Genomic DNA, 26,118 nt, shown 5'->3' on the forward strand with positions numbered 1-26,118 from the left:
CCAGCGTTCAATCTGAGCCATGATCAAACTCTTCAGTTAAAATCATTTCGAACTTTATAAGTAAAGTTCTTAAACTTGGCTCATCAATTTTCTGACAAATATTTCTCAAATAAACTTCGAGTAATTTCTACCATTCAATCAATGAAAATAATTTCGATCAATCAACCAGTAAAAATCCACACAAGTTGTTCTTCATAATCTCTTAATGATCTTTCTAACATCTCGTCAATGCCAGAAGCTGGACTTCGATAAACTTAACAACTCAACGCTTCGTGTTTCGTTCGTTTCCGTCTATCTCGTCGGTATGGGTGCATTCTAGAGGATTTCAGAATCATTGCAACCCCCAATTCACTATATTTTTCACGTATGTATCTTTTTTCTACGAATTTCGTTAAAAAATCGCTTTTTTATCTAAATTTTGAGCATTTTTCTTCAATAAAAGCCGTATTTATTGCAATTCAATTTAAAACAGTAAAATTTATTAAGACCTGATAACTATCAAAAAACTGTGATTTTTAAATAAGACCGTACAATTTAAGGGCTGTATCCAGAATTTTCCGAAACTTTCTTATATCAGCTTACACATTTTGCTGTTTTCTATCCGACTTATAGATATGGAGCTTTCTGTAAGGTTAAGATATTAGCTGAATACAGATTTTTTCTTAACACCCGCTTTTAAGAAGCAAAAATGAGGATATGATCTTTCTAGATTTCAGATCATCCAGAAAGCTTACTTAAGCGCAGAAGAATAAGTAGAAGATTAAAATCGGTTAAGCCACATTTGAGTATCTATCTTTTACCCAATACTGCATCACTTCCTCAATCACTTCTTTCTTGCCACTATAGTCTTCAGCAGCAAATAATAATTTGGCCCGACGTGGCAGACGTTCTTTGACTAATGAAAAGAGTAAATAGTAGGAGGCAAGATCTAATTGCTGAAATAAGGCCTGTACCTGATCAAAAGATTTTTGTTTTTGCTCAGCAGATTCATATTCGAAGAGAAAACGCAAAATGAAATCGATGTCTTCATCAAACATCTGTTCAGTCTGGTATTGATACACCTTATTTACCTTTCTTTTTATAGATGGATTGAGATTCAAAGATGATTCATTTATCTCATTATAGATTTAGCTTTAATCCCAGCTGATTCATCCATCTTTGTTTTGAATTTATTGAAGATTGAACATATAGCCAGACAACACCAATAAAAAAGGAAGAGATCTCTCCCAAAATCTCTTCCTTTGAATTGAATCTTTACCCGATCCATTATGTCATTATTATAGTTATTCACATTATATTAACTTGTCTCTTTACTTAGAGACCTGATCAATTATGGAGTTGTCTGTTATTGATCATTACCCTCTAGATATGCTTTTCACGGAATCTCTAGACGAATAAATCTTATACACAAAAAACCAGAAATGCAAGCCAAATGGCAAAATTTAAATGTTGTTTTTATAAGGTTTTTTTTGAATTTCTATATTTATATAATTCATATACAGCTTAAAAAATAAAAGCAGGCCGAAGCCTGCTTTTATTTCAATAACTTAGAACCAGCCTTAGTCAACGAAGGTCACTTTTGCAATTGCTTTTTTGCTGGCCTGAATAATTAAAGTTACGTTCTCTTTCACAGAAAAAGACGCATCAACCGGTTTCCAGTCCACTTTTACAGTGCCGCGGCCTAAGGCATCTTTAGCTTGAGCAGCATTTTTGGTTAAGCCAGCTTCACGTAAAATTGAAGTAATGAAGATCTCACCACCAAATTCGCCACGTGAAATAGTCACTTCTGGCGTACCTTCAGGCAGTTCACCTTCAGTAATGATATTACCTGCACCTTTATGGGCGTGAGCGGCAGCTTCAGCACCATGGAAACGTTCCACCAGTTCCAGCGCAAGAATGCGTTTCACTTCCTGCGGGTTACGGCCTTCTTCGATTTCTTTCAGTAAGCCTTGGATTTCTTCTATAGACTTGAAGCTGAGCAGATCGAAATAACGCTCAATCAATGAATCTGGCATAGACAGTACTTTCTGATACATCGCGCCAGGTGCATCAAATACACCAATATAGTTGCCTAAAGATTTAGACATCTTGTTCACGCCATCTAGACCTTCAAGAATTGGCACAGTGATACACACCTGCGCTTCCTGGTTATAACGGCCTTGCAGAGTACGACCCATCAACAGGTTAAAAGTCTGGTCTGTACCCCCTAACTCTACGTCAGCTTCCAAGGCGATTGAGTCATAACCTTGAACCAGTGGATATAAGAATTCATGAATCGCAATCGGTTGCTGATTGTTATAACGCTTGGTGAAGTCATCACGCTCTAACATACGTGCAACTGTTTGCTGTGATGCCAATTGAATCAGGTCAGCTGCAGTTTTTTGTGCAAACCATTCCGAGTTAAACACGACTTTGGTTTTGTTTGGATCAAGAATTTTAAATACTTGTTCCTGATAGGTTTTTGCATTTTCCAGCACCTGTTCGCGTGACAATGGCGGGCGGGTTGCGCTCTTACCAGTCGGGTCACCGATCATCGCAGTGTAGTCACCAATCAGGAAGTACACTTCATGGCCCAAGTCCTGGAATACTTTTAATTTATTGATTAAAACTGTATGACCTAGGTGCAGATCCGGTGCAGTTGGGTCAAAACCCGCTTTAATTTTTAAAGGACGATTCTGCTTTAATTTCTTCAGAAGGTCTTCTTCAGAAATAATTTCGTGGGTGCCTCGTTGGATGAGGGCAAGTTGTTCTTCAGCCGGCAGGAAATTTGACATCACAAAATCCAAATAGATCAGTTATACAATTTGTGCGATATACTAACACTTTTTCAGCACATTGCAGGCTTAAGAATAATCATGACAGCGATCTATATTGGGGTAATGACCGGCACAAGCATGGATGGTGTCGATATTGTTGCTGCTTCTTTTGATCCACTTCAGCTTCATGCTACCCTCACCTTGCCTTTTGATCCCGATCTTCGTGATGAACTGATGGCGTTAACTTTGCCAGATGACAATGAAATCGATCGCATGGGCAAAGCTGATGTCGCACTGGCACAGATGATTGGTCATGGCATCAATGCGCTGATTAAAGAAAATAATTTAGATCGATCTCAAATCAAGGCGATTGGCTCACATGGTCAGACCATCCGCCATCGCCCCGAACATGGCTTTACCCTGCAAATTGGTGATCCGAATATCATTACTGAAATCACCCAGATTCCGGTCATTTCCGATTTCCGTCGTCGTGATCTGGCTGCTGGCGGCCAAGGCGCGCCTTTAGTTCCGGCTTTTCACCAAGATATTTTCCAGCATGACAGTATTCACCGTGTGATTCTGAATCTGGGCGGCATTGCCAATGTGAGTATTCTGCCGGCAGGCCAACCGGATCAGGTCTATGGCTTTGATACCGGCCCTGCCAATATTCTGATGGATGCCTGGTGTCAGCGTTATACCGGCCAGCCTTTTGATGAAAATGGTAACTGGGCAGCTTATGGCACGCCAATCCGTAGCCTATTGGACCGTTTACAGGAACATGAGTTCTTCTCAAAAGAGCCACCCAAAAGTACTGGCCGCGAAGACTTCAATCTGGAATGGCTGGATGAACAAATTGCCGACTGGCGCAATGACCTTCAATACGATGAACTTGAAGATACACCAGAGAATGTGCAAGCTACTTTAATGAAGCTCACGACCCGTGCGATTAAAAAAGCCATTTACCGTTCCGGTCTGGATACCGGTGAAGTTTATGTTTGTGGTGGTGGTGCCTATAATTCACATTTATTGGAACAGTTACGCTGGCGTTTGCGTAAACATCATTGGAGCGTACAAACCACAGCCGATCTTGGCTTAAATCCGACTTGGGTAGAAGGCACGGCTTTTGCCTGGCTGGCGATGCGTTTTATGAATCAACTCAGCGGCAATCTGCCGGCTGTGACAGGCGCATCAGGTTATCGTGTTCTGGGTACAATTACCTCTGTATAAGAGCAGCTTTAAGCTCACTATATATAGTTATAAAAAAGGTCTGCATATTTGCAGACCTTTTTTATAATGAAGAATCATATTTAGATCATGTCTAAATTCTTCCTAACGCATCATGAGTTTGGCATTTTCATTTCTAAATGCACGCAGGATTTGCTGTCCTGCGCGACCGGTCGGGCTTAAACCCAAACGGTTCTGTTCCTGACGAATCGCCTGACGGGTTTTATCCCCAATTAGACCATCTACCTCACCAATATCATAGCCACGGTTTAACAGGAATTGCTGGATCTCGCGACGTTCCGCACGTGACGTACCCGGATCATCGGTTGGCCAAGCTGCCTGGATGCTTCCTTTACCTTGTAAGCGGTCAGATAAATGTGCAATCGCTAAAGCATAACTTTCTGCTGCATTATAGCTGTAAATAGCATCAAAATTCTTAAAGACTAAAAATACCGGGCCATTTTCACCTGCAGGTGCCAATAAGCCAGCCTGAGAAGATTCTGATAAATTGCCCTGCAATAGCGAAGTACCGTCAGCGCGCACCACACCACGGTTCATCCAGCTACTCAGTGATTTTTTATTGCGTCGGCCTTCGCCTGAAACAGACATGCCTTGTGGAATTTTTACTTCAAAGCCCCAAGGTTGGCCAGTCTGCCAGCCACGTTTTTTCAGGAAATTGGCTGTAGAAGCCAGTGCATCAGGAATACTGCCGACTAAATCACGACGACCATCCCCATCAAAATCTACCGCTAGTTCATCATAGGTTGATGGCATAAACTGGGTGTGACCAAATGCGCCTGCCCATGAACCTTTTAGCTGGCTTTCATAGACATCACCACGCTGTAACAGTTTCATAGTGGTGAAGAACTCACCACGGAAATAACTTTGACGACGACCTTCACAACTCAAAGTACCCAAAGACTGTAATAAAGGATATTTCCCGGAAATGTCTCCAAAATTACTTTCTACGCCCCATACGGCTACGATGGTTTCTGCCGGCACTCCATAGGCTGCGCTAATCCGGTTTAATACCTCACGATGTTGCTGCAGTTTTTGTCGACCCAGTTGTACACGTTCTTCATCCACCAGTCCGGACAGATAATCCCAGATCGGAGTCGAAAACTCAGGCTGATAATTCAGCTTTTCAATCACAGAATAATCGGGTGTTAAATTTTGCGTATAACGATCGTAGGTTGAACCACTTACGCCTTGTGCAATCGCCTGACTGCGCAAATTGGCAAGACAATTCTGAAAATTATTTTGGGACGCATAATTGACGGGGCTGCTCGGAACAGAGGATATATCCGTTGATGTCACACGCTGACCATTAATAATCAGTTCTGCCTGTGCCTGTGTAGCAGCTAAAACCAAAGAACCAACAAAAAGTGCAAGCCGTTGCATAAGACCCTTAAATATTTAGATTTTGAATTATGTTTCTACCTTAGCAGCTCATGACGAAAATTAAAGCGCCAATGCGTAAATTTAAATTCATAATTCCTACACTTTTGAATTCATTTTGTAGCTTTTAAATTTAAAAACTTATCCACAAGTCCATTTTAAATTCAAATCAGGCTCATTTTTTTAAATTTAAATTCAAAACTCAGGAAATTACTTTTGAATTTAAAAATTTATTGTGGATAACTTGTCTTTAGATTAGGACTGCTCAATCAGCCAAAGGCTTCTGGTATATAGTATTTCTATTTTAAATTCATTTTTATTAGAAGTAACTATATTTAAATTCAGAACTTTGAATTCATTGATCAGCTTTTAAATTTGAATTCATATTTTTGAATTTAAATTTAAGCAGCGAAGTTTAAATTCAAAGTTCATTTTTAAATTTGAATTTATTTTTATGAATTTAAATTCAAAATCTATTTCCAGTTTTAAATTCAAACTCAATATTAAGTTTATCCACAAGTGAATAACCCAGAATTCAGCCCAAAATAGCAGCGAATTAAATTATTATATTTATACTCAATTGATCAGTTTATAAGCAATTGATTTTAAAAATGATCCGACCAATGGCAGGGGATTTTTAAAGAGGCGCAATCATGCCTGAATCTGGACAAATAAAAAAGCGATCACCGAAGTGATCGCTTTTTTTATCAGCAGCTTAAAGCTTAGATGGTCATATCTTCGCTCAATGCCAATGGATTCGGTAAAATCTTCGCCAGTTGACGGCATAAAGTGGTCAGCTGAGCGCTGTCTGTGGGCATCAAAGTGATGTGACCAATCTTGCGACCTTCACGTTCTGTTTTATTGTACAGATGCAGGTGTGCGCCTTCTAAAGTCAGGACATCTTCAGATTTGGGATGCTGACCGATAATGTTCACCATCACGGTTGGACGCACCACTTCAGTTGAACCCAGTGGCAGACCTGCGACCGCACGAATATGGTTTTCAAACTGCGAGCAGACAGCGCCTTCAATCGACCAGTGACCTGAGTTATGCACACGTGGTGCCATTTCATTTGCATACAGGCCTTTGTCTGTCACAAACAGCTCAAGGGTCAAGACACCCACATAATTCAAGTGATTGAGCAGGCGAGTGATGTAATCCTGCGCGACTGGCTGCAGATCCGCACTATTGGGTGCCGGAACGATGGAATGCGACAGGATGCCGTTATGGTGATGATTTTCAGCCAATGGCCAGGTTTTGACATCACCATTTTGACCACGTACCGCAATGATGGATACTTCACGCGAGAAAGTCACAAAACTTTCGGCAATCAATTCACCAGCAGGGCCGAGTTCCGCCCAGGCCTGATCAATCTGATCTGCTGAACGTAGAACGAACTGGCCTTTGCCGTCATAACCACCACGAGAGGTTTTTAGCACGATCGGTAAGCCAAGCTCAGCAACGGCCGCCTGCAAGCTTTCGACTGAAGTCACCGCTTTATATGGTGCAACCGGAATTTCCAGTTCATCAAATAGTGCCTTTTCAGACAGACGATGTTGTGCAATAGCTAAAGCCTGACGAGGCGGATGCAGATCTTTGTTTTGCGTTAAAACGTCGACATCAGCTAGGGGTGTATTTTCAAACTCCAGGCTGAAGACATCTGCGCTATTGATGAAATCCTGCAAGCCATTTACAGCTTTTGTTGAGAAAACCGGACCCAAAGCCGCAGAAGGGCAGTCCGTATTGGCTTCAAAGAACGTACATTGAATATTTAGAGGTAGTGCGGCTTGTGCCATCATCCGGCCTAGCTGGCCGCCACCAAAAATACCGATGGTTTTATCCATTGTGTTTGATCCCGTATTAAGCTTGGACTTACATTTGACCTGGAATATTATTACTTGCGACTTTCTCGGTTTGTGCCGCGCGGAAATCTGCGACATTTTTTGCGATCTCTGGACGGGTTAAACCTAAAATCTGTGCTGCCATAATGGCTGCATTGGTTGCACCGGCAGGACCGATCGCCAATGTTCCTACGGCGATACCCGCTGGCATTTGCACGATAGAAAGCAATGAATCGACACCATTTAAGATCGAAGATTTGACGGGTACACCCAGTACTGGCAGATCAGTTTTGGCTGCACACATACCTGGTAAATGCGCTGCACCACCTGCACCGGCAATAATCACCTGAATACCACGATCACGCGCTTGTTCAGCATATTCAAACAGACGGTCCGGGGTACGGTGTGCGGAAACGACTTCGGCTTCAAATGGGACACCAAGCTGCTTGAGCATATTGGCAGTGTGTTCGAGAGTTGCCCAATCTGATTGAGAACCCATGATAATACCTACGAGAGGAGTATCTTGTGCAGCAGCCGCATTCATTGCAAATTTTCCAGAGATTAAAGTAAGAAAGATAAATCTCGACGAGAGAGCCAAGCTTGAATAGGAATGCATATTATAGACTGATTTTTCAGCTTCATAAAATTTAACGGTCAAAGCAAGGCTCGATTTTTCTTATTTTTTTAGCAGATTCTTAAAAACTGGAATAAAAATAGGGAAGTAGTGGCTAGTAGATGATTTCAAGAACTGCGGAATACAAAATAGACACAACCACAGAGACATAGCGCCGCCCATAAATAATCCAGTTTAAACGGCTGTTTGAACAGGAAGATCATAAAGGGAACAAAGACCAGTAGAGTGACGACTTCCTGAGTAATCTTCATTTGACCCACCGCCAGTCCCTGTTGGGCTAATAATTTGGTCGCTGGAATCATCAGGCTATATTCAAACAAGGCAATGGCCCAGCTAAATAAAATCGCCTGCCACAGCGGTGCATCATGCGGCAGGAATTTGAGATGTCCGTACCAGGCCAAGGTCATAAAACAGTTGGCAATCACCAGAAGAAATAGAGCCGGTAGCATCTGCATGCACTCTGCAAAAAGTTCGGGCTTATTTTACGATTTATTTTGCCAAAAGATATTCCGGAAGCTTGAAAATTTCCCTGAATTTGTCTGTGAAACAGGATTTAAAAAATCCCGCAGGAATGCTTGAACTTTGACTATCTTTTCGGTCAAAGCCTTGCTATCGTTGCTTGCAAATCGAATAAATCATGGCAACAGCACCAGTACAAAGTGATGTGTCAGGCAAAATGGAGTGAAGTAGATGCATCTGCATATTTTGGGTATTTGTGGCACCTTTATGGGTTCACTGGCATTACTGGCACGTGATCTGGGCCATAAGGTGACAGGATCGGATCAAAACGTTTATCCACCGATGTCGACCCAGCTGGAAAATGCAGGCATTACTTTAATGCAGGGCTACGACCGCAGCCATTTACAGCCGCATCCGGATCTGATCATTGTCGGCAATGCCATGAAACGTGGTATTGATGCTGTAGAATATATGCTGAATGAAGGCCTGCCTTATATTTCAGGTCCACAGTTTCTGGCTGATCATGTCTTGCAAGGCAAACACGTGCTGGGTGTCGCCGGAACGCATGGCAAGACCACAACAACAACCATGCTGGCTTGGGTACTGGATCAGGCCGGTTTAGAACCTGGCTTCCTGATTGGCGGTGTACCGCTTGGCTTTTCAGAAAGTGCGCGTCTCGGTGGAGGGAAATACTTCTGTGTCGAAGCTGATGAATATGATTCTGCTTTCTTCGACAAGCGTTCCAAGTTCGTGCATTACCATCCTAAAACTGCGATTCTGAATAATCTGGAATTTGATCACGCCGATATCTTTGATGATCTGGCAGCGATCCAGAAACAGTTCCACCATTTAGTGCGTACCATTCCAAGTGAAGGCCGCATTATTACGCCAATTACTGAAACGAATATTGATGAAGTGCTAGAGCAGGGCTGCTGGACGCCTGTGGTTCGTACTTCATTAGATGCCAATGAAAAATCTGAGCTTTATGCTGAACAGCTTTCAGAAGATGGTTCTCACTTCAAGGTACTCCAATACGGTATCGTGAAAGGCGAAGTGAAATGGAATATGACGGGTCAGCATAGTGTAGCCAATGCACTGGCAACGATTGCTGCTGCTGAACATGTCGGTGTCTCTATTGAAACGGCTTGTGAAGCACTTTCAAACTTTGGCGGTGTTAAGCGCCGTATGGAACTGCTGGACACTGTACGCGGCATTGAAGTCTATGATGACTTTGCCCATCACCCAACCGCGATTGATACCACCCTTGATGGCGCACGCAAGCGTCTCGGTGAACGTAAGCTGTGGGCAATTATTGAACCACGTTCCAATACTATGCGTATGGGCAGTCATAAAGATGGCTTGGCACATTCCGCGCGTCTGGCGGATGAAGTGATCTGGTATCAACCTGAAGGTCTGGACTGGGATCTGCAACCGGTAATTGACGCTGCGCCAAATAAAGCTGTAGTCGCACGTACTCTGGATGAGATTATCCAGACCGTAGTGGCTGAAGCAGGTGAGGGCGATGCGGTGGTAATCATGTCCAATGGCGGTTTTGGCGGGCTACATCAGAAACTGATTAGCGCTTTAAAAGCTTAAAAATTTATATAAAAAAGCCCGTAATAGCGGGCTTTTTTATTTTAAACATTAAATTCGCTTTCTATCTTTTTTAAGAAAATTAAACTTCATTCAAGTTCAAATCAACTTTCTTATTTCACTATTAAAACAGCTAAAATTTATCTTTTTTCTTTTCATTATTTTTTGTTGCAATCTGGATATAAGACTCATTGCAGTCTTTGAGTGCCCTAGGCACAATCAATAAGAACAACAGTATTTCGATCCTCTTTTATCCTTCACCCTCCTGATGATTTTCCAGGCTGTAAAGGCAGCAAAAAAATAGCTTTATCTCTCTTGTTCAGACCCTCATTTCCTTAGGAGATCTGTCATGACAACAATGAAAGCCATGGTGTATTACGGCGCCAATGATATTCGTTTTGAAGAACGTCCTATTCCCCAAATTCTGCAACCTACTGATGCCATTATCAAACTTAGCAAAGTCACCATTTGTGGTACCGACCTCGGGATCTGGAAAGGTAAAAACCCCGAAATTGAAGAGGTCGCAAAAGAAAAAACCGGCAGCTTTAATGGCCGGATTCTCGGTCATGAAGGTATTGGTATTGTGGAAGAAGTCGGTTCTGCAGTTCAAAACTTTAAAAAAGGTGATCGGGTGATTATTTCCTGTGTCAGCCGCTGCGGCACCTGCGAAAACTGTCAGAAACAGCTATATGCCCATTGTAGAAACGAGGGTGGCTGGATCATGGGCTATATGATTGACGGCACTCATGCCGAATATGTCCGAACCCCATTTGCCGATACTTCTCTCTATCACCTACCAGAAGGTCTGAATGAAGATGTTGCGGTCTTTCTTTCAGATATTTTACCGACCTCACATGAAATTGGTGTGCAATATGGTCAGGTCAAACCGGGAGACAATGTGGCGATTGTCGGTGCCGGCCCAATCGGCATGAGTGCCTTGCTCACTGCTCAGTTTTATTCTCCAGCCAATATCATCATGGTCGATGTCGATGATAACCGGCTGGAATTTGCCAAAACTGTCGGTGCCACCCATACCGTGAATTCAGCCAATGAGGATGCTATTCAACGTGTACTGGACCTCACTGATGGAAGAGGAGTGGACTGTGCCATTGAAGCGGTGGGCCTGGAAGCCACCTGGAATATTTGCCAGCATATTGTGAAAGAAGGCGGACATCTGGCCAATGTCGGTGTACATGGTAAATCCGTCAATTTTGAACTGAATAAACTCTGGATCAAGAACCTGACCATAACCACAGGCCTAGTCAATACCAATACCACCGGGATGCTGCTCAAGACCTGCTGCTCCGGCAAACTGCCACTGGAAAAACTGGCCACCCATCACTTCAAGTTTGCTGAATTTGAAAAGGCCTATGATGTGTTTAAACATGCCTCTGACGAAAAGGCTTTAAAGGTCATGATTGAAATGACTTAGATCATCATTGGCAACAAAAAAGTCCGCTATGCGGACTTTTTTATTTTTTAGCATCAATTAAAAATAGGGAATATAACCACGCTGTTTATAACCTTGAGGAGAAGCAAGATTGGCCTGATTTTCATCCAGACGATAGAGCAGTTCCAGGAATCCACCCAGTTGTTCCTGTTGCAGTGCATGAGGTTCAAACTGGTCTAAACCAAAACGTGAAAATAAAGAAGAAATTTCACTATGTTTATGGACATATTTCATCGACCACTCCGAGAAATGTGGACGTTCTACCGTTGCATCCTGAAAGCGAAGCACCTGATGATGGCGTGGATCACGGCAAATACTCTGAAACAGATTTTCTACCACCTCTGCCTCACCTTCCAGACATTGAAAAAACTTGCCGTGGGAATAATATAAAACCCCGTTAATTTGGTGAGCTTTATTAAATTTTCTCGCTACAGATAATATATCGCTAAGATCCTGTAATAACTCTTGTTCAGATTCTATCCGCTCACTAGCGTAGCAAAGCTGTAGCATAAGGTCATCTCACTGAAGAAAGAATTAAAAGCATAATTTAATCAATTATTTTAATTTAAGTCGATCATTTTTTAATCAAATATCCGTTTTTGCTTACATTGTTTTAGGTTTGCTTTTCCAAAGAAAACTTCTAACAATTACCTCCTGAGAGGAAATCAATGATTTCAGATATATAGCGATAATGATGAAGGAGTGAAACCTGATGTTAAAAGATCTGATTTTCACTGTAGCGTTGTTGTGTATATGTTTTATGCTTTTGATTATGCTGAATGAGATGGCCTTGACGACCGAGACCAACATTCTGCTCAGTTCAGTTTTTGTAGGCTGGACGCTTTTACAGTTTGTTCGCCGTCGTATGTTTTTTTATATCAGTGTAAGCCTGATGATAGGAATACTTACGCTGTTAGGCAAATATGAAGAAGTGTTATGGAACAGCATAGGCCTGATGGCAGGTTATGGCGTATATAACCTGCTGCAGCGTATTTCTGTACCTGCATTTAAAGGCAAATTACAACATATCTCTATCTTGGATAAGTTTAATTCAATTGCTAAATAGCAGCTGCCACATCCTGTAGGCTGCGATCACGTTTAAACATGACATCTACATAGGAACACTGGGGAATAATTTTTAAGCTATTCTTGCGGGCAAAGTCGACCAGTACATCCAGCATTTTGCGTGCTACGCCTTGACCGCGTAAGGAATTATCTACCCAGGTATGATCAGCCACGATGGTCGATGCTTCTTGCCACTGATATGTAATTTCAGCAAGACGTCGACCATCTTCCTCCATAAAAAATACACCGCCGCGTTTTGAATCTTGATGTTGAATGTCCATACTGAAGGCTGATCTCTTAATAAAATTATTGGTTTATTTAATTTAAAACATCTTCTTAAAGAAATAATATGAATTATTGTTAAGTTTTTAATATTGTATGAAATTTTTTATTTTCTTTCATCATTTCCTGTGATTTTTTTCAAATATTGATAACTTTTTATTTCTCTATTTTGCCTGATTGAGGGTGATGCAGTTTGAGTCATCACATATCACCCCAAAAATTTAATTTTAGCTACTCCCTAATTGAGAAAGACAGGATTAGAATGCAGCATCTTTTTGCATGCAACTTCGTATGTCTGACTCATCTTCCGCTTCTTCCGTCACCAAGCAATGGATTGGTGTCATCGCTTTAGCCTGCGCGGCTTTTATTTTTAACACTACTGAATTTATTCCTGTGGCCTTACTGAGTGGAATCGGGCAAAGCTTTGCCATGTCCGCCACTCAGGCCGGCATCATGCTGACCATTTATGCCTGGATCGTGGCCCTACTATCTCTTCCGATCATGCTGCTCACCAAAGCCATAGAACGGCGTTTTCTACTGATGCTGGTCTTTGCGGTCTTTATTTTAAGTCATGTGCTGTCCTATTTTGCCTGGAGTTTTAGCACGCTGGTGATCAGCCGGATAGGGATTGCCATCGCACATGCCTTGTTCTGGTCGATTACCGCTTCACTCGCGGTTCGGGTCGCACCGAAAGGTAAAGAGTTTCAGGCACTTGGTTTATTAGCCACAGGAACGGCGATGGCGATGGTGCTCGGTATTCCATTTGGCCGGATGATTGGTGAGGCGTATGGCTGGCGTAATAGTTTTGCCCTGATTGCGTGTCTCGCATTGATCATTTGCCTGATTCTGGCCAAAACCTTGCCATTGCTTCCAAGTGTCAATTCAGGCTCCCTCAGCAGCTTAAAAAGCCTGATCAAACGTCCAAGCCTGATGCTAGTCTTTACCCTCACCATTCTGGTGATTACGGCGCAGTTTACCGCTTATAGCTATATTGAACCATTCTCCCTGAATATCGCCCGCTTTGATTCAGCCCAGACCACAACTTTACTTCTGGTTTATGGCGGAGCAGGATTCCTGGGTTCTTATCTGTTTGGCCGCTTTGCCGCACAGTTTCCGAAAATGACTATTCCTGCTTTTACTTTTGGACTGGTTATTTCCATGCTGCTGTTATTACCACTGTCGAGCACAGTCACAGGTCTGTCTGGCTTATCTCTACTATGGGGTTTGAGCATCATTGGTTTCAGCTTGGCTCTACAATCCAAAACCCTGAACCTGGCTGCAGATGCCACAGATGTTGCCATGGCCATTTATTCAGGCCTGTATAACGTCGGGATTGGCGGAGGAGCTTTGCTTGGCAGTATGGTCACACTTCAGATCGGGCTATCGAGCATTGGCTGGGTAGGCGCAGGGCTGGCGATTCTTGGATTTCTGCTTAGTCTTTATTTGGTTCAGCGTTTGGACTTTCTGCCCAAAGCTGCTGATTAAACGCTGCTTTTTGTAAAATAATTTGTGATTATACATAAAATCTGTCATGCTCATTTGATATTGAGCAATTGCTCAAACAGAATTGAGTTTGAACAAGGGGAGTAGCCTCCTCCAAACGTTTAAGAATGAAGTTTCAGTTTTTGAACGTGTCAGAATATCGTCATTACACTTTGCAAAAAGTCGGTATCTGAGCATCTTGGAATGCGACTGGATCTCATCCAGTAGAGCACAAAGATGTAGGCAAGACCTTGATCATGTTGTTATAGATGTATTTCATCTGGCAGCAGGTCAAGGTTTTTTTATGGCCGATTGTCAGATGTGGAGAATTCCCATGGAAACAATTGGTACACCTTGGCTGTATCTGGCTTTTTTCATTATCGTTGCAGTGATGCTGGTCATCGATTTTATCGGCTTTAAGCATCAGCACGGACAGCCCACCAAAGTCCGCACTGCCGCCTACTGGAGTGTTGCCTGGGTCAGTGTAGCGACTCTGTTTGGCGGTGCATTATGGCTGTATCTGGAACAGACTTCAGGTGCTGCTCTGGCAAACCAGAAGGTGATGGAATACTTTGCCGGTTATTTGCTGGAAAAATCTCTGGCAATTGATAATGTCTTTGTCTGGCTGATGATCTTTGCTGCCTTTGCTATTCCTCCTGCACTGCAACGCCAGCTGCTGCTCTATGGCGTTTTGGGTGCCATTATTCTGCGGACCATCTTTATTTTTATTGGCGCATGGTTCGTACAGGAGTTCTCGTGGATTCTGTATATCTTCGGTGCTTTTCTGGTTTATACCGGTTTTAAATTCCTGCGCGGCCAAGGAGAAGAGCATACCGATATTGAAGATATGGCAGTTCTGAAATGGCTACGCAAACATATCCGGATTACGCCGCAAATGCGTGGCAATAAATTTTTTGTGCATCAGAACGGTGTCCTGTGGGCAACGCCATTATTTCTGGTGCTGATTCTGGTGGAAGCTTCTGATGTGATCTTTGCGGTAGACTCGATCCCAGCCATTTTCGCTGTCACCACCGATCCCTTTATTGTTTTAACAGCGAATCTGATGGCGATTCTGGGTCTGCGTGCCATGTTCTTCCTGCTCGCTGGTGCTGCATCAAAAATGTACTATCTGCCTTATGGCCTCGGGATCATTCTGGTCTTTATCGGCTTCAAGATGCTGATGCTGGAAGTATTCCATATGCCGATCTGGATTTCCCTGAGCTTTATTGTCATTGTGCTGACGATTACCGCCTGGTTATCAATCCGTCATAGCAAAAAATACAATGAAACAGCGCTATAAATAATTGCTTCGTCATTCCTGATAAGTCCGCAAAATGCGGGCTTCTTTTATTTCAGGCCAGTGATCGTTTTAGCTACTTTAATGAACATCATTTTCTTTATTTAAATCTAATTTAAAAATCTCGTGATAATTGCTTTGATCTTGGCCGCTATTTTGCATTGTTAAAATTTGGGGATTTTTAGTTGTGTATTTCCCATACAGGCTAGAACTTTTCAGCTACAATCAATCGAAAAAATTACAAAGTGCAGGTTTTCAATGTCTTCTTACATTGCGACGACAGCTATCCGTGGTCGTTTCCTCGATATCCAGAATACAGTTGCCCAAGCACGTGAAATTCACGACCAAGTGCGTTATATAGAAGATGGTTTACTCATCATAAAAAATGGAATAATCCAGTGGTTTGGTTCCTGGCAGGAAGGTCAGCAGCAGCTCCCTGAAGGTCTGGATATTACTTATTATCCTGAACAGCTCATCATTCCGGGTATGATCGATACCCATATCCATTTCCCGCAAACTGAAATGGTCGGTGCTTATGGGGAACAGCTACTAGAATGGTTAAATACTTATACCTTCCCGACTGAGATCCAGTTTCAGGATCCGGCGTATAGCCAGAAAATTGCACAGTTCTTTATTCAGGAATTGCTGAAAAATGGTACAACCACAGCTTTGGTGTTCTGTACCGTTCATCCAGCCTCGGTAGAAGCACTGTTCGAAGCGGCTACAGCACAGAATATGCGTCTGATTGCCGGTAAAGTGCTAATGGACCGCCATGCACCTGAAGCCCTGACGGATACTGCAGAATCTGCCTATAGCGACTCTAAAGCCCTGATTGAGAAATGGCATGGTAAAGGACGTAATCTTTATGCGATTACGCCACGTTTTGCTCCGACCTCAACGCCTGAACAGCTGGAAAAAGCAGGGCAGTTAAAAGTCGAATATCCAGATGTTTATATCCATACTCATCTCAGTGAAAACAAAAATGAGATTGCCTGGGTAAAAGAACTCTTTCCGGAACGTGAAGGCTATCTGGATGTCTATCATCATTATGGGCTGACCGGCGCTAAATCCGTATTTGCGCATTGTGTGCATCTGGAAGAAGGGGAGTGGGATTGTATGCATCAAACCGACTCTGCGATTGCCTTCTGTCCAACCTCAAACCTGTTCCTGGGTAGCGGTTTATTTCCACTGAAGAAAGCCTGGGATAAAGGCGTGAAAGTCGGCTTGGGTACTGATATCGGGGCAGGAACCTCCTTTAACCAGCTCCAAACCCTAAATGAGGCTTATAAAGTGCAACAGCTGCAAGGAGAAAAACTTTCGGCTTTTGAGTCGCTATATCATGCGACCCTAGGTGGTGCGAAAGCCTTAAGTCTGGATGACCGCTTGGGGAATTTCAATGTGGGCAAAGAAGCAGACTTTGTGGTGCTGGATCTTAATGCCACCGCTTTACAACAACTACGCCAGAGCAGGGCCAAAAATATTGAAGATACCTTTTTTGCACTGACCATGCTGGGGGATGACCGTAATATTGCAGCAACCTATGTCTATGGACAGGCTGTCTATGTCAAGGCCCAATAAATCGCGTCAGCGTAGGATCATTTTGGCTGCAATCTTCGCCGTCTGTGCTTTTGCGCTGAAGAGAGATTCACAGCAGCCCGAAAATTGATTACATTTACAGCAAGTAAAACAGGTGCATCTCAAGCAAGGATGTATTAAAATTGCTGCAATTCAGGTGTTGCAGGTCAACACCTTTTTTATTTTGCTATTTTTATTTTTTAGGTATCTACCCATGACCGTTCAAATGAGCGTAATGATTTCCGCTGAAGAAATTCAAGCTAAAGTCAAAGAGCTTGGTGCTAAAATCGATGCACACTATGCCAATAGTGACAAAGAGCTTGTACTTATCGGTTTGTTACGCGGTTCAGTGATTTTCATGGCAGACTTGTGTCGTGCCATTACCAAGCCACATGAACTCGACTTCATGACTGTATCCAGCTACGGCGGCGGTACGATTTCGAGCCGTGATGTCAAAATCCTGAAAGATCTGGACGGTGAAATCCGTGGTAAAGATGTGCTGGTGGTTGAGGATATTATCGACTCAGGTAATACCTTAAGCAAAGTCCTGGAAATCCTGCAAACCCGTCAGCCAAACTCAATTGAACTGTGCACTCTGGTGAGTAAACCTTCACGTCGTGAAATCGAGCTGGAAGTAAAATTCCTGGGCTTTGAAGTCGAAGACAAGTTCATTGTTGGTTATGGCCTGGACTATGATCAAAAATACCGTCATATTCCATTTATTGGTGAAATCGGTCTTTAAGAACCGGTTTAAAAGAAGTGGCTTCGTGCCACTTTTTTTTATTTCTTGAATCATTTCAGTAACACAGCAAACAAAAACGCAACAGCCCGTTGCAGGACATGACTTTTTTCAGTGCTTTTCTTGCCGCAAGATAAACCTGATGTAAAAACAAAGACATGATAACAAGGAGTATGCTGATGTGGTCAATTATCGTTGCAATTGTAGTGGGTTTTATTGCGGGTCTGGTTGCACGCGCGATTCATCCTGGTGATGACAAGGCTGGATTCATTGTTACGACCCTGTTGGGGATTGCCGGTTCACTGGTTGCGACCTTTGCCGGGCGTATGCTGGGCTTGTATTCCCAAGATTCTGCCGCAGGCTTTATTGCCTCAGTGATTGGTGCTGTAGTCATCCTGTTTATCTATAATATGGTGACCAAACGCAAACGAATCTAAGCCCTGCTTGGAATAAGTTTCTTTCATAAAAAAAGAGCACTGGTTTAAGTGCTCTTTTTTTATTTATTGAGCATAGTCAGAATTTTACAGGCCGAATTCTTTGAAACCTTGTTCAATCTGTTCTGCTGGCTGAGCGCCCATGACTTTAAAACCATTCGAGAAAATAATCGCTGGTGTGCCATTTACACCGAGTGATTGTGCCAGCTGTTTATTACGTTCAATCGGGTTGGCACAGCTCTTTTTCGATTTAGGTTGTATACCTTGACCAATCAGGTCTTCCCAAGCCTGTGCTGGATTTTTTTCACAATAAACCTGTTTGGACGGCGCAATTGACTGCTGTTTTAAAGGCAGAATGAAGGTATAAATCGTGACATCTTTGAGTTTTTTCAGCTCTACTTCAAGTTGTTTACAATACGGGCAATTTGGGTCAGAAAAGATGGCAAGCTGACGTTTTCCTGTCCCTCTGACTGATTTAATCGCATCCTGTAGCGGTAACTTTTTCCAGTCGACACTGTTTTGTTTGAGTAATAAATCCTGAGTCAGATTATGCTGGTCCTGGATACGAAACATTGAACCGGCTAGGAGATGCTGGGCATCTTCATTCAGATAGACAATCTGCCCCTGCATGGAACCGCTATAGATTCCTTTCATTTCGGTAGGCTGAATATTTTCAATTTTTAGGTTGGGACTGTTTTTTGCCAGATTGGCTTTAACCGTATCCACATTGGCAAAGCTAAGGCCAGGGAAGAGGGTCAAAGCCAGCAGCATATTTCTTATTTGCATGAATGTCCTGCTCAGGTGCAAGTTAAATGTGTTTCGATTTTAGTCTTTTTAAAAAGAAAATTCTGACTATTTTATGTAGCCTGATGTTCAAATCGAACTGATCAATCAATCATGTTTCACGTGGAACATTGCCCCTTTAATGCTGATTCACTTCCACCGAGATATGCACAATTTCTTCATGAATAGAGATCGCCTCACGGATTTGATCAGCACTAATGGGGATTCCCGTTTGAACGGCAACAAAACAGGAAAATTTACCTTTACCGACTCTCGATACATGCAGGTCAGTTAAATGCAGATCATTCCCATATTCAGCAATGACTTCACGTATTTCTTCGACCACTGGGGCATCCATATCGGCATCCAGTAAAGTCTTGGCACTTTGCTTTAGCAGGCCAATCGCCCAGCGTGCGATCAGGATTGAGCCGACCAGTCCCAGTACTGCATCGAGAAAATCCCAGCCCATATATTTTCCAGCAAACAAGGCAATAATGGCCAGAACAGAAGTCACGGCATCAGCAACCACATGCAGAAAGGCCGCTTTATGGTTCAAGTCATGATGACCATGATTATTATCATGCTCGTGATGGGAATGTCCGTGATGATGATCATGGTGATGGTGCCCATCATCATGCAGCAACCAAGCACAGGCCAGATTAATCAATAGTCCTAAAATCGCGATTGGAATGGCTTCGCTATAATGAATCTGAACTGGCGAAAATAGACGTTCTACTGAATGAATCGCCATAAAACCGGCTACTACAAGCAATAAAATTGCACTGCTATAACTGGCCAGAATTTCAATCCGCCAAGTACCCATATTAAAGCGGGGATCATTCGCATAATGGCGGGCCGCTTTATAGGCAAAGTAAGCTAGTCCCAAGGCCAATACATGCGAGCCCATATGCCAGCCATCAGCAAGTAAAGCCATTGACTGGAAGATCCATCCCCCTAATACTTCCAGCACCATCATGACGGCAGTCAGAATCGTGGCAAACAGAATCTTTTTCTGTGCGAGTGGATTACCTTCATCAAATTGATGGCTGTGCGAATCGGCGTTATGTTTTTGCATAAAAGGGAACTATTATTAATACTCCCCCCTAGTATATTTATTTTTGGAGATTTGTGGTGAGTCATGTACATGATGATAAAAAAATATTAAACCGGGTACGGCGCTTGCAAGGTCAGATGAACGCTGTAGAGCAGTCTCTCCTGAATCCTGAAGCAGGTTGTATTCAGGTCCTGCAACAGGTTGCAGCCGTTAAAGGTGCCATAAACGGTTTGATGAATGAATTGATCGAAACCCATTTAAGAGAGCATGTCATTGGAGAAGCTGTGGTTAATGAAGAAGAACTGGCTGAGTTTTTAAAATTATTAAAGCGTTATGGCTAATTGTTTAGTTCAACATTTTTGTTTTCTTTACAGCAAGATAATTGACCGCTTTTTCATCTAACCGATACACTGCCACCCATTCTCTTCTTTCTTCCACATCATTCTTTTTAAAATGTGGTGAAACTTTTACGGCAGCTACATGACAGAAAATATCTCATGGCGACCTTTCGCCATGGTCAGTCTTGCATTGATTATGGGTACCATCGGTACAGCACTGGCAAGTCCGCTTTATCCCATTTATCAACAGATCTGGCATTTATCGCCAAGCCAGATTACCTATATTTTTGTCGCCTATATGTTTGGCTGTCTGGGTACCTTATTATTCCTGGGGCGTACCAGCAACACGATTGGTTTCTTAAGAACGCTACAAATTGGTCTGGTATTTATTAGCATTGGCTTGGTCATTTCAGTCTTTGCCGAGAATGCGCTGATTTTGTCGGTGGGCCGTTTTATCATTGGTATTGCTTCAGGCCTGATGACCACTTCAGCAATGCTAGGCATGATGCAAACCATTCCAGAGACTCATAAGCAGCTTGCACCGCAGCTGGTATCGATTCTGACTGCGGTTGGCTTTGGTCTGGGTCCTTTGGTCGGCGGAATCATTGCGCAGTTTTCTCAGATGCCACTGATTACTCCATATCTGCCTATTATTTGGGGGGCAGTGCTGTGTTTTGTCGGATTATTCTGGCTAAAAACCCCTGCTTTTGAACGTCAGCCTTTTAGTATTGCACCGAAATTACTGCGTCCTGAACCTCAATATCATGCTGTGTTCATGATTGTGGGATTAACTGCATTTAATGCCTTTGCTGCTTTCAGTTTATTTGCTTCACTGTCACCGTCTTTTGTGCAGGATATCTTGCCCTGGCATGGTCCTTTGGTCAGCGGTACCGCCATTACCTGTATTTTGCTGATTTCTGCTGTGGTGCAGTTCTTTGCTAAAGCTGTTCCTGCAAAGAAATGTCTGAATATTGGCTTGATGATTATGCTGGTGAGCTTGGTTAGTCTTGCTCTTTGTATGATCCTTAAAGCAAGTATCTTGTTCTTCGCCAGTGATATCTTATTCGGGATTGGACATGGTTTTGCCTTAATGGGCGCATTCGGTGTGATTCATGCGATCACAACCTTGCAAAATCGGGCAGCCGTGATGTCGACTTACCTGTTTATTGGCTATTTGGGCACGATTGTGCCGATTATCGCGGTGGGGTATCTGGCTGATCACTTCGGCTTAGGATTTGCCGTGATCAGCTTCTGTGTAGTGATCAGTGCACTCTGTCTAATCTTGTGGTTATGGCATCAAAAACTGCAGATAAAAGCCTAATAAAAAAGCCCTCGAATGAGGGCTTTTTTATTTTTTAAATATTATTTACCAATACAGAATGATCCAAAAATTTTGCCTAGCAGATCATCCGCACTAAAGTCACCGGTAATTTCGCCCAGCGCATTCTGTGCCAGACGTAAAGACTCTGCGACCAGTTCACCTGCGTTATAAACAACAAGTTGCTCACGGGCTTCAGCTAGGTACATCTGAGTGCGCTTCATTGCGTCTAAATGGCGGGTACGGGCAATAAAGGTATCTTCTTCAGGTTGGAAGCCTGCATGCGCTGTAATCGCATCTATGAGCGATTGAACGCCAGTTTCCTGCTTGGCTGAGACGGTAATATGACGAAAGCCCTTGAAATCACCCATAACAGCATCGGCACCGGTCAAATCCGCTTTATTCCCAATCAGGACCAGACGTTTCGGCTCAAGATGTTCGGCAAAATATTCTTGAGCGAGCTGTAATGGGTCATCACCTTGGCTCAGGTCATAAACCAGCAATAGCAGATCGGCCTGTTCAATTTCTTTAATCGCACGGCGAATACCTTCTTTTTCCACAATATCGCCGGTTTCACGCAGACCAGCAGTATCAGTCAGGGTAATCGGCAGGCCATTCAATGTGATCTTTTCATGCAATACATCACGGGTTGTCCCGGCAATATCGGTCACAATCGCACGTTCATTACCTGCTAGTGCATTCAGCAGGGATGATTTACCTGCATTGGGTTTACCGGCAATCACCACTTGTAGACCTTCACGCAGTAACTGACCCTGACGTGCAGATTGCTGAACCTGAGTGACGGCATTCGCCACGCCATCCAGCAGATTTAAAATCTTGCCATCAGCCAGAAAGTCAATTTCCTCTTCCGGGAAATCGATCGCCGCTTCGACATGCAAACGCAAGTGAATCAGCTGTTCTAATACCGTATTGACCTTGGTCGAGAATGCCCCTTGCAGCGAACGGACTGCAGACCGGGCAGCCGCTTGGGAGGTCGCATCAATCAGATCGGCAATGGCTTCGGCCTGTACCAGATCCAGCTTGCCATTCTCAAAGGCACGCATCGAGAATTCACCGGCTTTGGCTGCAGTGGCACCCAGTTCCAGCAAACGGCCCAACAGGGCATTCTGGATCACTGGACCACCATGGCCTTGCAGTTCCACCACATCTTCACCAGTAAAGGAATTCGGATTCGGGAAGCAGATCACCAGACCCTCATCCATCACTTCGCCGGCTGCATCATAGAACTGACGGAATCCGGCAAAACGGGCTTTGGGCAAATCTTTTTGGCTCAAAGTCTGGGCAATTTCATAAGACTTGGGACCCGACAGGCGAATGACACCTACACCGCCACGTCCTGGGGGAGTTGCAATCGCAGCAATCGTAGTTCGGTCGAGCATAACATTCACCTAGAAAAACTTAAAAATACAGCAAAAAAAATCCGCTCAAGATTACCATCTTAAGCGGATTTATTCAGCCCATCAGTACAACTTAGTTGACTGGTGTTGCCTCATCGCGTTTAGCACGGTCTTTGGCAACAGACTTGTTGATCAGTGTTTGCTGCAAGATCGTGATCAAGTTGTTCACAATCCAGTACAACACCAGACCTGCCGGGAAGAACAGCAAGAATACTGTAAAGATCACTGGCATAATCTTGAACACTTTCGCCTGCATTGGATCAGTTGGCTGCGGATTCAGCATCTGCTGAATATACATGGTCGCCCCCATGATCAATGGCAGGATGAACCAAGGATCCATTGAAGATAAATCTTGGATCCAGAACATCCATGGTGCATGGCGCAGTTCTACAGATTCCATCAGTACCCAGTACAATGCCAGGAAAATTGGCATTTGCAGTAACAATGGTAAACAGCCAGCAAGTGGATTCACCTGCTCACGTTTGTACAGTGCCATCATTTCCTGAGAGAAGCGCATACGGTCTTCACCAAACTCTTCTTTCATGCGTTGCATTTCAGGTGCAATCACACGCATTTTCGCCATAGAGCGGTAGCTCTTCGACGACAATGGCCACAGGATCAGTTTAACCAGTACGGTTAACAGGATGATTGCCCAACCCCAGTTACCCACTAGACCATGGAAGAACTCAAGACCAACAAACAGCAGTTTGGCAATTGGCCATAACCAGCCATAATCTACAGTCTGGTTCAGACCAGTCGCTAGGTCTTTCAGCTCCGATTGAACTTTTGGACCAGAGTAGAAGGTCGCATCGATTTCAGCTACGGTGCCTGCAGGCACATTGAAAGTTGGAGAAGTAAAACCAATGATATTCATGTTATCAGTTGATTTACGTGATTCCAGCTTCGCACTGTAGGCTTCACCATTGGCTTGAGTCAATTTCAGGTTACCTGGCACCCAGGCACTCACGAAGTAGTGCTGAACCATTGCAACCCAGCCACCTTTGGCTTCGGTATTCAGTTTTTCTTCAACAAAGTTGTCAAATTTTAACTTGTTGTAGTTTTCATCCGGTGTACCCCAAGCGCCGCCCAGGAACGTTCCCAGTGTGAAGATACCCTGATCAGATTTACCTGGATCTTCGGAATTGTCACGTTTGATCTGACCGAACATCTGACCTTGCCAGGTCTGGCCGCTGCGGTTGACCACTTTGTGATTCACAACTACCGGATATTCACCTTCAGTAAAGTTGAAGGTTTTAATGACTTCTACACCATCAGCCGTTTTAAAGACCATAGGTACAGAAAGTACTTTGACAGTTTCGCCATCTTTATTTTTAGCGGCTTTGGCATCTGCCAGTGTATAAGCCGTTTTTTCCAGCTCATAGGTTGGACGGCCACTACGGCTGCTGTCCGGTCCATTCAGACCGATCAGGCCCGACTGGGCGACATAAGTCCGTTTCGCATCGCTTTCCAGCATGACGAACGGTTCATCGCTGTCTTTATTCTTGTCATGATTGAGTAATTCAACACGAACAATATCACCACCTTTAGGATTGATCCAAAGATGATAAAGGTCAGTTTGTACTGAAATAAGCTGCTGACTTACAGGTGCGGTGGCATCCGTTGCTTGCTGCGCTGGCATATTTGCTTGTGGCAGATCAGAGGCGGTCGTCGCCGTCTGAGCATTTGGCAAATCTGCAGATACTTCATGTGAAACAACCGCAGCTTCTTGCTGTGGTTTGGTTTCAGCATTGCCATAATCTTTTTGCCACGCCAAAATGAGCAAATATGCGACAACAAACATGGCTCCGAGAATTGCAATCCTGGCCCATTGTTGCATATGTATTACCCCAAGTGGTTAGAGTGATTTTGGTTCAATAAACGATCACGAAAGGGTACAGCAACGTGAAGCGTTTGAGAATCTATTTGCTGAAATGAAATAAAACGAATCGCTTTCGGGGGAACCGGATCATATCCAGAGCCACCCCACGGATGACAACGGCAAATACGCTTAGTAGCCAGCCACACACCACGTACAGCTCCATGTGTATGGACTGCTTCCAAGGAATATTGAGAACATGTTGGAATATAACGACAGCGTGGTCCCAATAAAGGACTAATCGCAATCTGATAGAAACGTATTAACCAATGCAGTAAACGTACCATTGGCCATCTCTACTTTTGTGGGGAGGATGATGCTATTTTGGAATGCTTTTTGGCAAGACGGTTGAGTTTCTGCCAGGCAAATTGTAATTGCTGATGCAACTCTGCGTTCGGCACTGCTTCTATACCTACTTTAGGCATAACCACAATATCCAAATCATCTAGTTGCTGTTGATGCAGGCGAAAACTTTCGCGAGCAAGTCGTTTTACTCGATTTCGTTCGTGCGCACGGCGCACTTTTTTCTTGGCAACAACTAAACCCAAACGGCTGTTTGGCAGTTCGGAATGTTTTGCAAGAAAAAGGAAATGGGGTTGATGCACTTTAAAAAGCGCACCATCAAAGACTCCTTTATAATCTGCAGCACAGCGTAAACGAAGCTCTGTACCAAAACTATAAAGTGTAGTCATAACACCCAAAATCGGCAAAGCCTAACTGATTAAACAGTTAAGCTGTGACGACCTTTTGCACGACGGCGAGCTAGAACTTGACGACCAGCTTTAGTAGCCATACGAGCACGGAAACCATGAACGCGTTTACGCTTTAATTCAGATGGTTGGAATGTACGTTTCATATTGAAACTCCAAAAATGATCTTTCTATAAAGGTCCGCGATTTTAGTGCTCATTGCTTGAGCTGTCAATGCAAAAGCCACTTTCTTTTCAAATAAGACTGAAATCAAAATTGTAAATAGGGATTAAAAAAATTGTATTCAAATACCTATATATAAGTTAACCACAATATAACTATTTGTTTTAAAATTAAATATAAGTTATTAACACTTATATCAACATAGTTATCCACAACTTATGTGAAATCTA

26 protein-coding genes are annotated in these 26,118 nt (G+C 43.3%); 11 read left to right on the forward strand and 15 right to left on the reverse strand.

All coding sequences use genetic code 11. The features are described from left to right. Positions 1-770: 770 nt before the first annotated feature. Positions 771-1,061: a hypothetical protein gene (locus FTV34_RS12210; protein ID WP_180070358.1), complete on the reverse strand. Its 291-nt coding sequence runs from the start codon at positions 1,059-1,061 to the stop codon at positions 771-773. Positions 1,062-1,559: 498 nt separating this feature from the next. Continuing rightward, the gene (gene tyrS / locus FTV34_RS12215) at positions 1,560-2,792 is read right to left on the reverse strand and encodes a tyrosine--tRNA ligase (protein WP_161792066.1); all 1,233 of its coding nucleotides are present in this window, start codon (positions 2,790-2,792) and stop codon (positions 1,560-1,562) included. A gap of 63 nt (positions 2,793-2,855) precedes the next feature. Here tyrS and FTV34_RS12220 point away from each other — a divergent pair, with 63 nt between their 5' ends. Next, complete coding sequence (locus FTV34_RS12220; RefSeq protein WP_179993045.1) at positions 2,856-3,983, forward strand: anhydro-N-acetylmuramic acid kinase; 1,128 nt, start codon at positions 2,856-2,858, stop codon at positions 3,981-3,983. 102 nt (positions 3,984-4,085) lie between these two features. Here FTV34_RS12220 and FTV34_RS12225 read toward each other — a convergent pair whose 3' ends face one another. The 4 genes from FTV34_RS12225 to FTV34_RS12240 all read right to left on the reverse strand — a co-directional run bounded on the left by FTV34_RS12225 (position 4,086) and on the right by FTV34_RS12240 (position 8,302). After that, positions 4,086-5,381 carry a lytic murein transglycosylase gene (locus tag FTV34_RS12225; RefSeq protein WP_218947846.1) on the reverse strand — a complete coding sequence of 432 codons (1,296 nt, stop codon included), beginning with the start codon at positions 5,379-5,381 and terminating at the stop codon, positions 4,086-4,088. A 719-nt stretch (positions 5,382-6,100) separates the two neighbouring features. After that, entirely contained in the window at positions 6,101-7,222 is a 1,122-nt protein-coding gene (locus FTV34_RS12230) for a 5-(carboxyamino)imidazole ribonucleotide synthase (protein ID WP_179993046.1), read from the reverse strand. Positions 7,223-7,250: 28 nt separating this feature from the next. Beyond that, complete coding sequence (purE, locus tag FTV34_RS12235; RefSeq protein WP_180004433.1) at positions 7,251-7,763, reverse strand: 5-(carboxyamino)imidazole ribonucleotide mutase; 513 nt, start codon at positions 7,761-7,763, stop codon at positions 7,251-7,253. A gap of 197 nt (positions 7,764-7,960) precedes the next feature. Then, entirely contained in the window at positions 7,961-8,302 is a 342-nt protein-coding gene (locus tag FTV34_RS12240; protein ID WP_004780323.1) for a DMT family protein, read from the reverse strand. 241 nt (positions 8,303-8,543) lie between these two features. Here FTV34_RS12240 and mpl point away from each other — a divergent pair, with 241 nt between their 5' ends. Together mpl and FTV34_RS12250 are read left to right on the forward strand one after the other, a co-directional pair. Continuing rightward, complete coding sequence (mpl, locus tag FTV34_RS12245; RefSeq protein WP_180053992.1) at positions 8,544-9,908, forward strand: UDP-N-acetylmuramate:L-alanyl-gamma-D-glutamyl-meso-diaminopimelate ligase; 1,365 nt, start codon at positions 8,544-8,546, stop codon at positions 9,906-9,908. Positions 9,909-10,254: 346 nt separating this feature from the next. After that, positions 10,255-11,337 carry a zinc-dependent alcohol dehydrogenase family protein gene (locus FTV34_RS12250; RefSeq protein WP_166139256.1) on the forward strand — a complete coding sequence of 361 codons (1,083 nt, stop codon included), beginning with the start codon at positions 10,255-10,257 and terminating at the stop codon, positions 11,335-11,337. 57 nt (positions 11,338-11,394) lie between these two features. On the opposite strand, the gene FTV34_RS12255 is transcribed toward FTV34_RS12250, so the two are convergent. After that, positions 11,395-11,865, reverse strand: coding sequence for a BLUF domain-containing protein (locus FTV34_RS12255; protein WP_180070360.1), 471 nt, complete (start codon positions 11,863-11,865; stop codon positions 11,395-11,397). A 202-nt stretch (positions 11,866-12,067) separates the two neighbouring features. On the opposite strand from FTV34_RS12255, the gene FTV34_RS12260 reads away from it, so the two are divergent. Beyond that, positions 12,068-12,421 carry a hypothetical protein gene (locus FTV34_RS12260; RefSeq protein ID WP_180070362.1) on the forward strand — a complete coding sequence of 118 codons (354 nt, stop codon included), beginning with the start codon at positions 12,068-12,070 and terminating at the stop codon, positions 12,419-12,421. Here FTV34_RS12260 and FTV34_RS12265 read toward each other — a convergent pair. Next, entirely contained in the window at positions 12,414-12,701 is a 288-nt protein-coding gene (locus tag FTV34_RS12265) for a GNAT family N-acetyltransferase (protein WP_004780333.1), read from the reverse strand. The two genes, FTV34_RS12260 and FTV34_RS12265, sit on opposite strands and share 8 nt — an antisense overlap. 292 nt (positions 12,702-12,993) lie before the next feature. On the opposite strand from FTV34_RS12265, the gene FTV34_RS12270 reads away from it, so the two are divergent. From FTV34_RS12270 to FTV34_RS12290, 5 genes are all read left to right on the forward strand, one after another. Next, a complete protein-coding gene (locus FTV34_RS12270; RefSeq protein WP_180053999.1) occupies positions 12,994-14,187 on the forward strand; it encodes a sugar transporter in 1,194 nt (397 codons plus the stop codon). 331 nt (positions 14,188-14,518) lie between these two features. Next, on the forward strand, positions 14,519-15,484 hold the full coding sequence (locus FTV34_RS12275) for a TerC family protein (RefSeq protein WP_180053994.1): 966 nt from the start codon (positions 14,519-14,521) through the stop codon (positions 15,482-15,484). 255 nt (positions 15,485-15,739) lie between these two features. Then, positions 15,740-17,059, forward strand: coding sequence for a guanine deaminase (guaD, locus tag FTV34_RS12280; RefSeq protein WP_180070363.1), 1,320 nt, complete (start codon positions 15,740-15,742; stop codon positions 17,057-17,059). A 211-nt stretch (positions 17,060-17,270) separates the two neighbouring features. Next, positions 17,271-17,798: a hypoxanthine phosphoribosyltransferase gene (gene hpt, locus FTV34_RS12285; protein ID WP_004780337.1), complete on the forward strand. Its 528-nt coding sequence runs from the start codon at positions 17,271-17,273 to the stop codon at positions 17,796-17,798. A gap of 176 nt (positions 17,799-17,974) precedes the next feature. Continuing rightward, on the forward strand, positions 17,975-18,232 hold the full coding sequence (locus FTV34_RS12290) for a GlsB/YeaQ/YmgE family stress response membrane protein (RefSeq protein ID WP_034171345.1): 258 nt from the start codon (positions 17,975-17,977) through the stop codon (positions 18,230-18,232). Between the two features lie 84 nt (positions 18,233-18,316). Here FTV34_RS12290 and FTV34_RS12295 read toward each other — a convergent pair whose 3' ends face one another. Together FTV34_RS12295 and dmeF are read right to left on the reverse strand one after the other, a co-directional pair. Next, entirely contained in the window at positions 18,317-19,015 is a 699-nt protein-coding gene (locus FTV34_RS12295) for a DsbC family protein (RefSeq protein WP_180025583.1), read from the reverse strand. A gap of 136 nt (positions 19,016-19,151) precedes the next feature. Next, positions 19,152-20,087 (reverse strand): CDF family Co(II)/Ni(II) efflux transporter DmeF, encoded by a 936-nt coding sequence (dmeF, locus tag FTV34_RS12300; RefSeq protein ID WP_180070365.1) that lies wholly within the window; start codon positions 20,085-20,087, stop codon positions 19,152-19,154. A gap of 56 nt (positions 20,088-20,143) precedes the next feature. On the opposite strand from dmeF, the gene FTV34_RS12305 reads away from it, so the two are divergent. Both FTV34_RS12305 and FTV34_RS12310 read left to right on the forward strand, forming a co-directional pair. Next, positions 20,144-20,407, forward strand: coding sequence for a metal/formaldehyde-sensitive transcriptional repressor (locus FTV34_RS12305; protein ID WP_180004162.1), 264 nt, complete (start codon positions 20,144-20,146; stop codon positions 20,405-20,407). A gap of 172 nt (positions 20,408-20,579) precedes the next feature. Next, complete coding sequence (locus FTV34_RS12310) at positions 20,580-21,725, forward strand: MFS transporter (RefSeq protein WP_180070385.1); 1,146 nt, start codon at positions 20,580-20,582, stop codon at positions 21,723-21,725. A gap of 41 nt (positions 21,726-21,766) precedes the next feature. On the opposite strand, the gene mnmE is transcribed toward FTV34_RS12310, so the two are convergent. The 5 genes from mnmE to rpmH form a co-directional block, all read right to left on the reverse strand. Next, positions 21,767-23,122, reverse strand: a complete 1,356-nt coding sequence (gene mnmE, locus FTV34_RS12315; protein WP_180070367.1) for a tRNA uridine-5-carboxymethylaminomethyl(34) synthesis GTPase MnmE — start codon at positions 23,120-23,122, stop codon at positions 21,767-21,769. Between the two features lie 91 nt (positions 23,123-23,213). Further along, entirely contained in the window at positions 23,214-24,977 is a 1,764-nt protein-coding gene (gene yidC, locus FTV34_RS12320; RefSeq protein ID WP_179993056.1) for a membrane protein insertase YidC, read from the reverse strand. 5 nt (positions 24,978-24,982) lie between these two features. After that, on the reverse strand, positions 24,983-25,303 hold the full coding sequence (gene yidD / locus FTV34_RS12325) for a membrane protein insertion efficiency factor YidD (RefSeq protein ID WP_005233127.1): 321 nt from the start codon (positions 25,301-25,303) through the stop codon (positions 24,983-24,985). A 9-nt stretch (positions 25,304-25,312) separates the two neighbouring features. Continuing rightward, complete coding sequence (gene rnpA, locus FTV34_RS12330; RefSeq protein ID WP_034706193.1) at positions 25,313-25,708, reverse strand: ribonuclease P protein component; 396 nt, start codon at positions 25,706-25,708, stop codon at positions 25,313-25,315. 29 nt (positions 25,709-25,737) lie between these two features. Continuing rightward, on the reverse strand, positions 25,738-25,872 hold the full coding sequence (rpmH, locus tag FTV34_RS12335; RefSeq protein WP_000831329.1) for a 50S ribosomal protein L34: 135 nt from the start codon (positions 25,870-25,872) through the stop codon (positions 25,738-25,740). Positions 25,873-26,118: the final 246 nt, after the last annotated feature.

Source organism: Acinetobacter sp. YH16038, assembly GCF_013417275.1.
Taxonomy (GTDB): domain Bacteria; phylum Pseudomonadota; class Gammaproteobacteria; order Pseudomonadales; family Moraxellaceae; genus Acinetobacter.

What these genes read in the sequence shown, in the direction of transcription:
- FTV34_RS12220 (WP_179993045.1), top strand. Translation starts at nt 2,856, where the DNA reads ATGACAGCGATCTATATTGGGGTAATGACCGGCACAAGCATGGATGGT.
- FTV34_RS12225 (WP_218947846.1), bottom strand. Translation starts at nt 5,381, where the DNA reads ATGCAACGGCTTGCACTTTTTGTTGGTTCTTTGGTTTTAGCTGCTACA.
- FTV34_RS12230 (WP_179993046.1), bottom strand. Translation starts at nt 7,222, where the DNA reads ATGGATAAAACCATCGGTATTTTTGGTGGCGGCCAGCTAGGCCGGATG.
- purE (WP_180004433.1), bottom strand. Translation starts at nt 7,763, where the DNA reads ATGAATGCGGCTGCTGCACAAGATACTCCTCTCGTAGGTATTATCATG.
- FTV34_RS12240 (WP_004780323.1), bottom strand. Translation starts at nt 8,302, where the DNA reads ATGCTACCGGCTCTATTTCTTCTGGTGATTGCCAACTGTTTTATGACC.
- mpl (WP_180053992.1), top strand. Translation starts at nt 8,544, where the DNA reads ATGCATCTGCATATTTTGGGTATTTGTGGCACCTTTATGGGTTCACTG.
- FTV34_RS12250 (WP_166139256.1), top strand. Translation starts at nt 10,255, where the DNA reads ATGACAACAATGAAAGCCATGGTGTATTACGGCGCCAATGATATTCGT.
- FTV34_RS12255 (WP_180070360.1), bottom strand. Translation starts at nt 11,865, where the DNA reads ATGCTACAGCTTTGCTACGCTAGTGAGCGGATAGAATCTGAACAAGAG.
- FTV34_RS12260 (WP_180070362.1), top strand. Translation starts at nt 12,068, where the DNA reads ATGTTAAAAGATCTGATTTTCACTGTAGCGTTGTTGTGTATATGTTTT.
- FTV34_RS12265 (WP_004780333.1), bottom strand. Translation starts at nt 12,701, where the DNA reads ATGGACATTCAACATCAAGATTCAAAACGCGGCGGTGTATTTTTTATG.
- FTV34_RS12270 (WP_180053999.1), top strand. Translation starts at nt 12,994, where the DNA reads ATGTCTGACTCATCTTCCGCTTCTTCCGTCACCAAGCAATGGATTGGT.
- FTV34_RS12275 (WP_180053994.1), top strand. Translation starts at nt 14,519, where the DNA reads ATGGAAACAATTGGTACACCTTGGCTGTATCTGGCTTTTTTCATTATC.
- guaD (WP_180070363.1), top strand. Translation starts at nt 15,740, where the DNA reads ATGTCTTCTTACATTGCGACGACAGCTATCCGTGGTCGTTTCCTCGAT.
- hpt (WP_004780337.1), top strand. Translation starts at nt 17,271, where the DNA reads ATGACCGTTCAAATGAGCGTAATGATTTCCGCTGAAGAAATTCAAGCT.
- FTV34_RS12290 (WP_034171345.1), top strand. Translation starts at nt 17,975, where the DNA reads ATGTGGTCAATTATCGTTGCAATTGTAGTGGGTTTTATTGCGGGTCTG.
- FTV34_RS12295 (WP_180025583.1), bottom strand. Translation starts at nt 19,015, where the DNA reads ATGCAAATAAGAAATATGCTGCTGGCTTTGACCCTCTTCCCTGGCCTT.
- dmeF (WP_180070365.1), bottom strand. Translation starts at nt 20,087, where the DNA reads ATGCAAAAACATAACGCCGATTCGCACAGCCATCAATTTGATGAAGGT.
- FTV34_RS12310 (WP_180070385.1), top strand. Translation starts at nt 20,580, where the DNA reads ATGGTCAGTCTTGCATTGATTATGGGTACCATCGGTACAGCACTGGCA.
- mnmE (WP_180070367.1), bottom strand. Translation starts at nt 23,122, where the DNA reads ATGCTCGACCGAACTACGATTGCTGCGATTGCAACTCCCCCAGGACGT.
- yidC (WP_179993056.1), bottom strand. Translation starts at nt 24,977, where the DNA reads ATGCAACAATGGGCCAGGATTGCAATTCTCGGAGCCATGTTTGTTGTC.
- yidD (WP_005233127.1), bottom strand. Translation starts at nt 25,303, where the DNA reads ATGGTACGTTTACTGCATTGGTTAATACGTTTCTATCAGATTGCGATT.
- rnpA (WP_034706193.1), bottom strand. Translation starts at nt 25,708, where the DNA reads ATGACTACACTTTATAGTTTTGGTACAGAGCTTCGTTTACGCTGTGCT.
- rpmH (WP_000831329.1), bottom strand. Translation starts at nt 25,872, where the DNA reads ATGAAACGTACATTCCAACCATCTGAATTAAAGCGTAAACGCGTTCAT.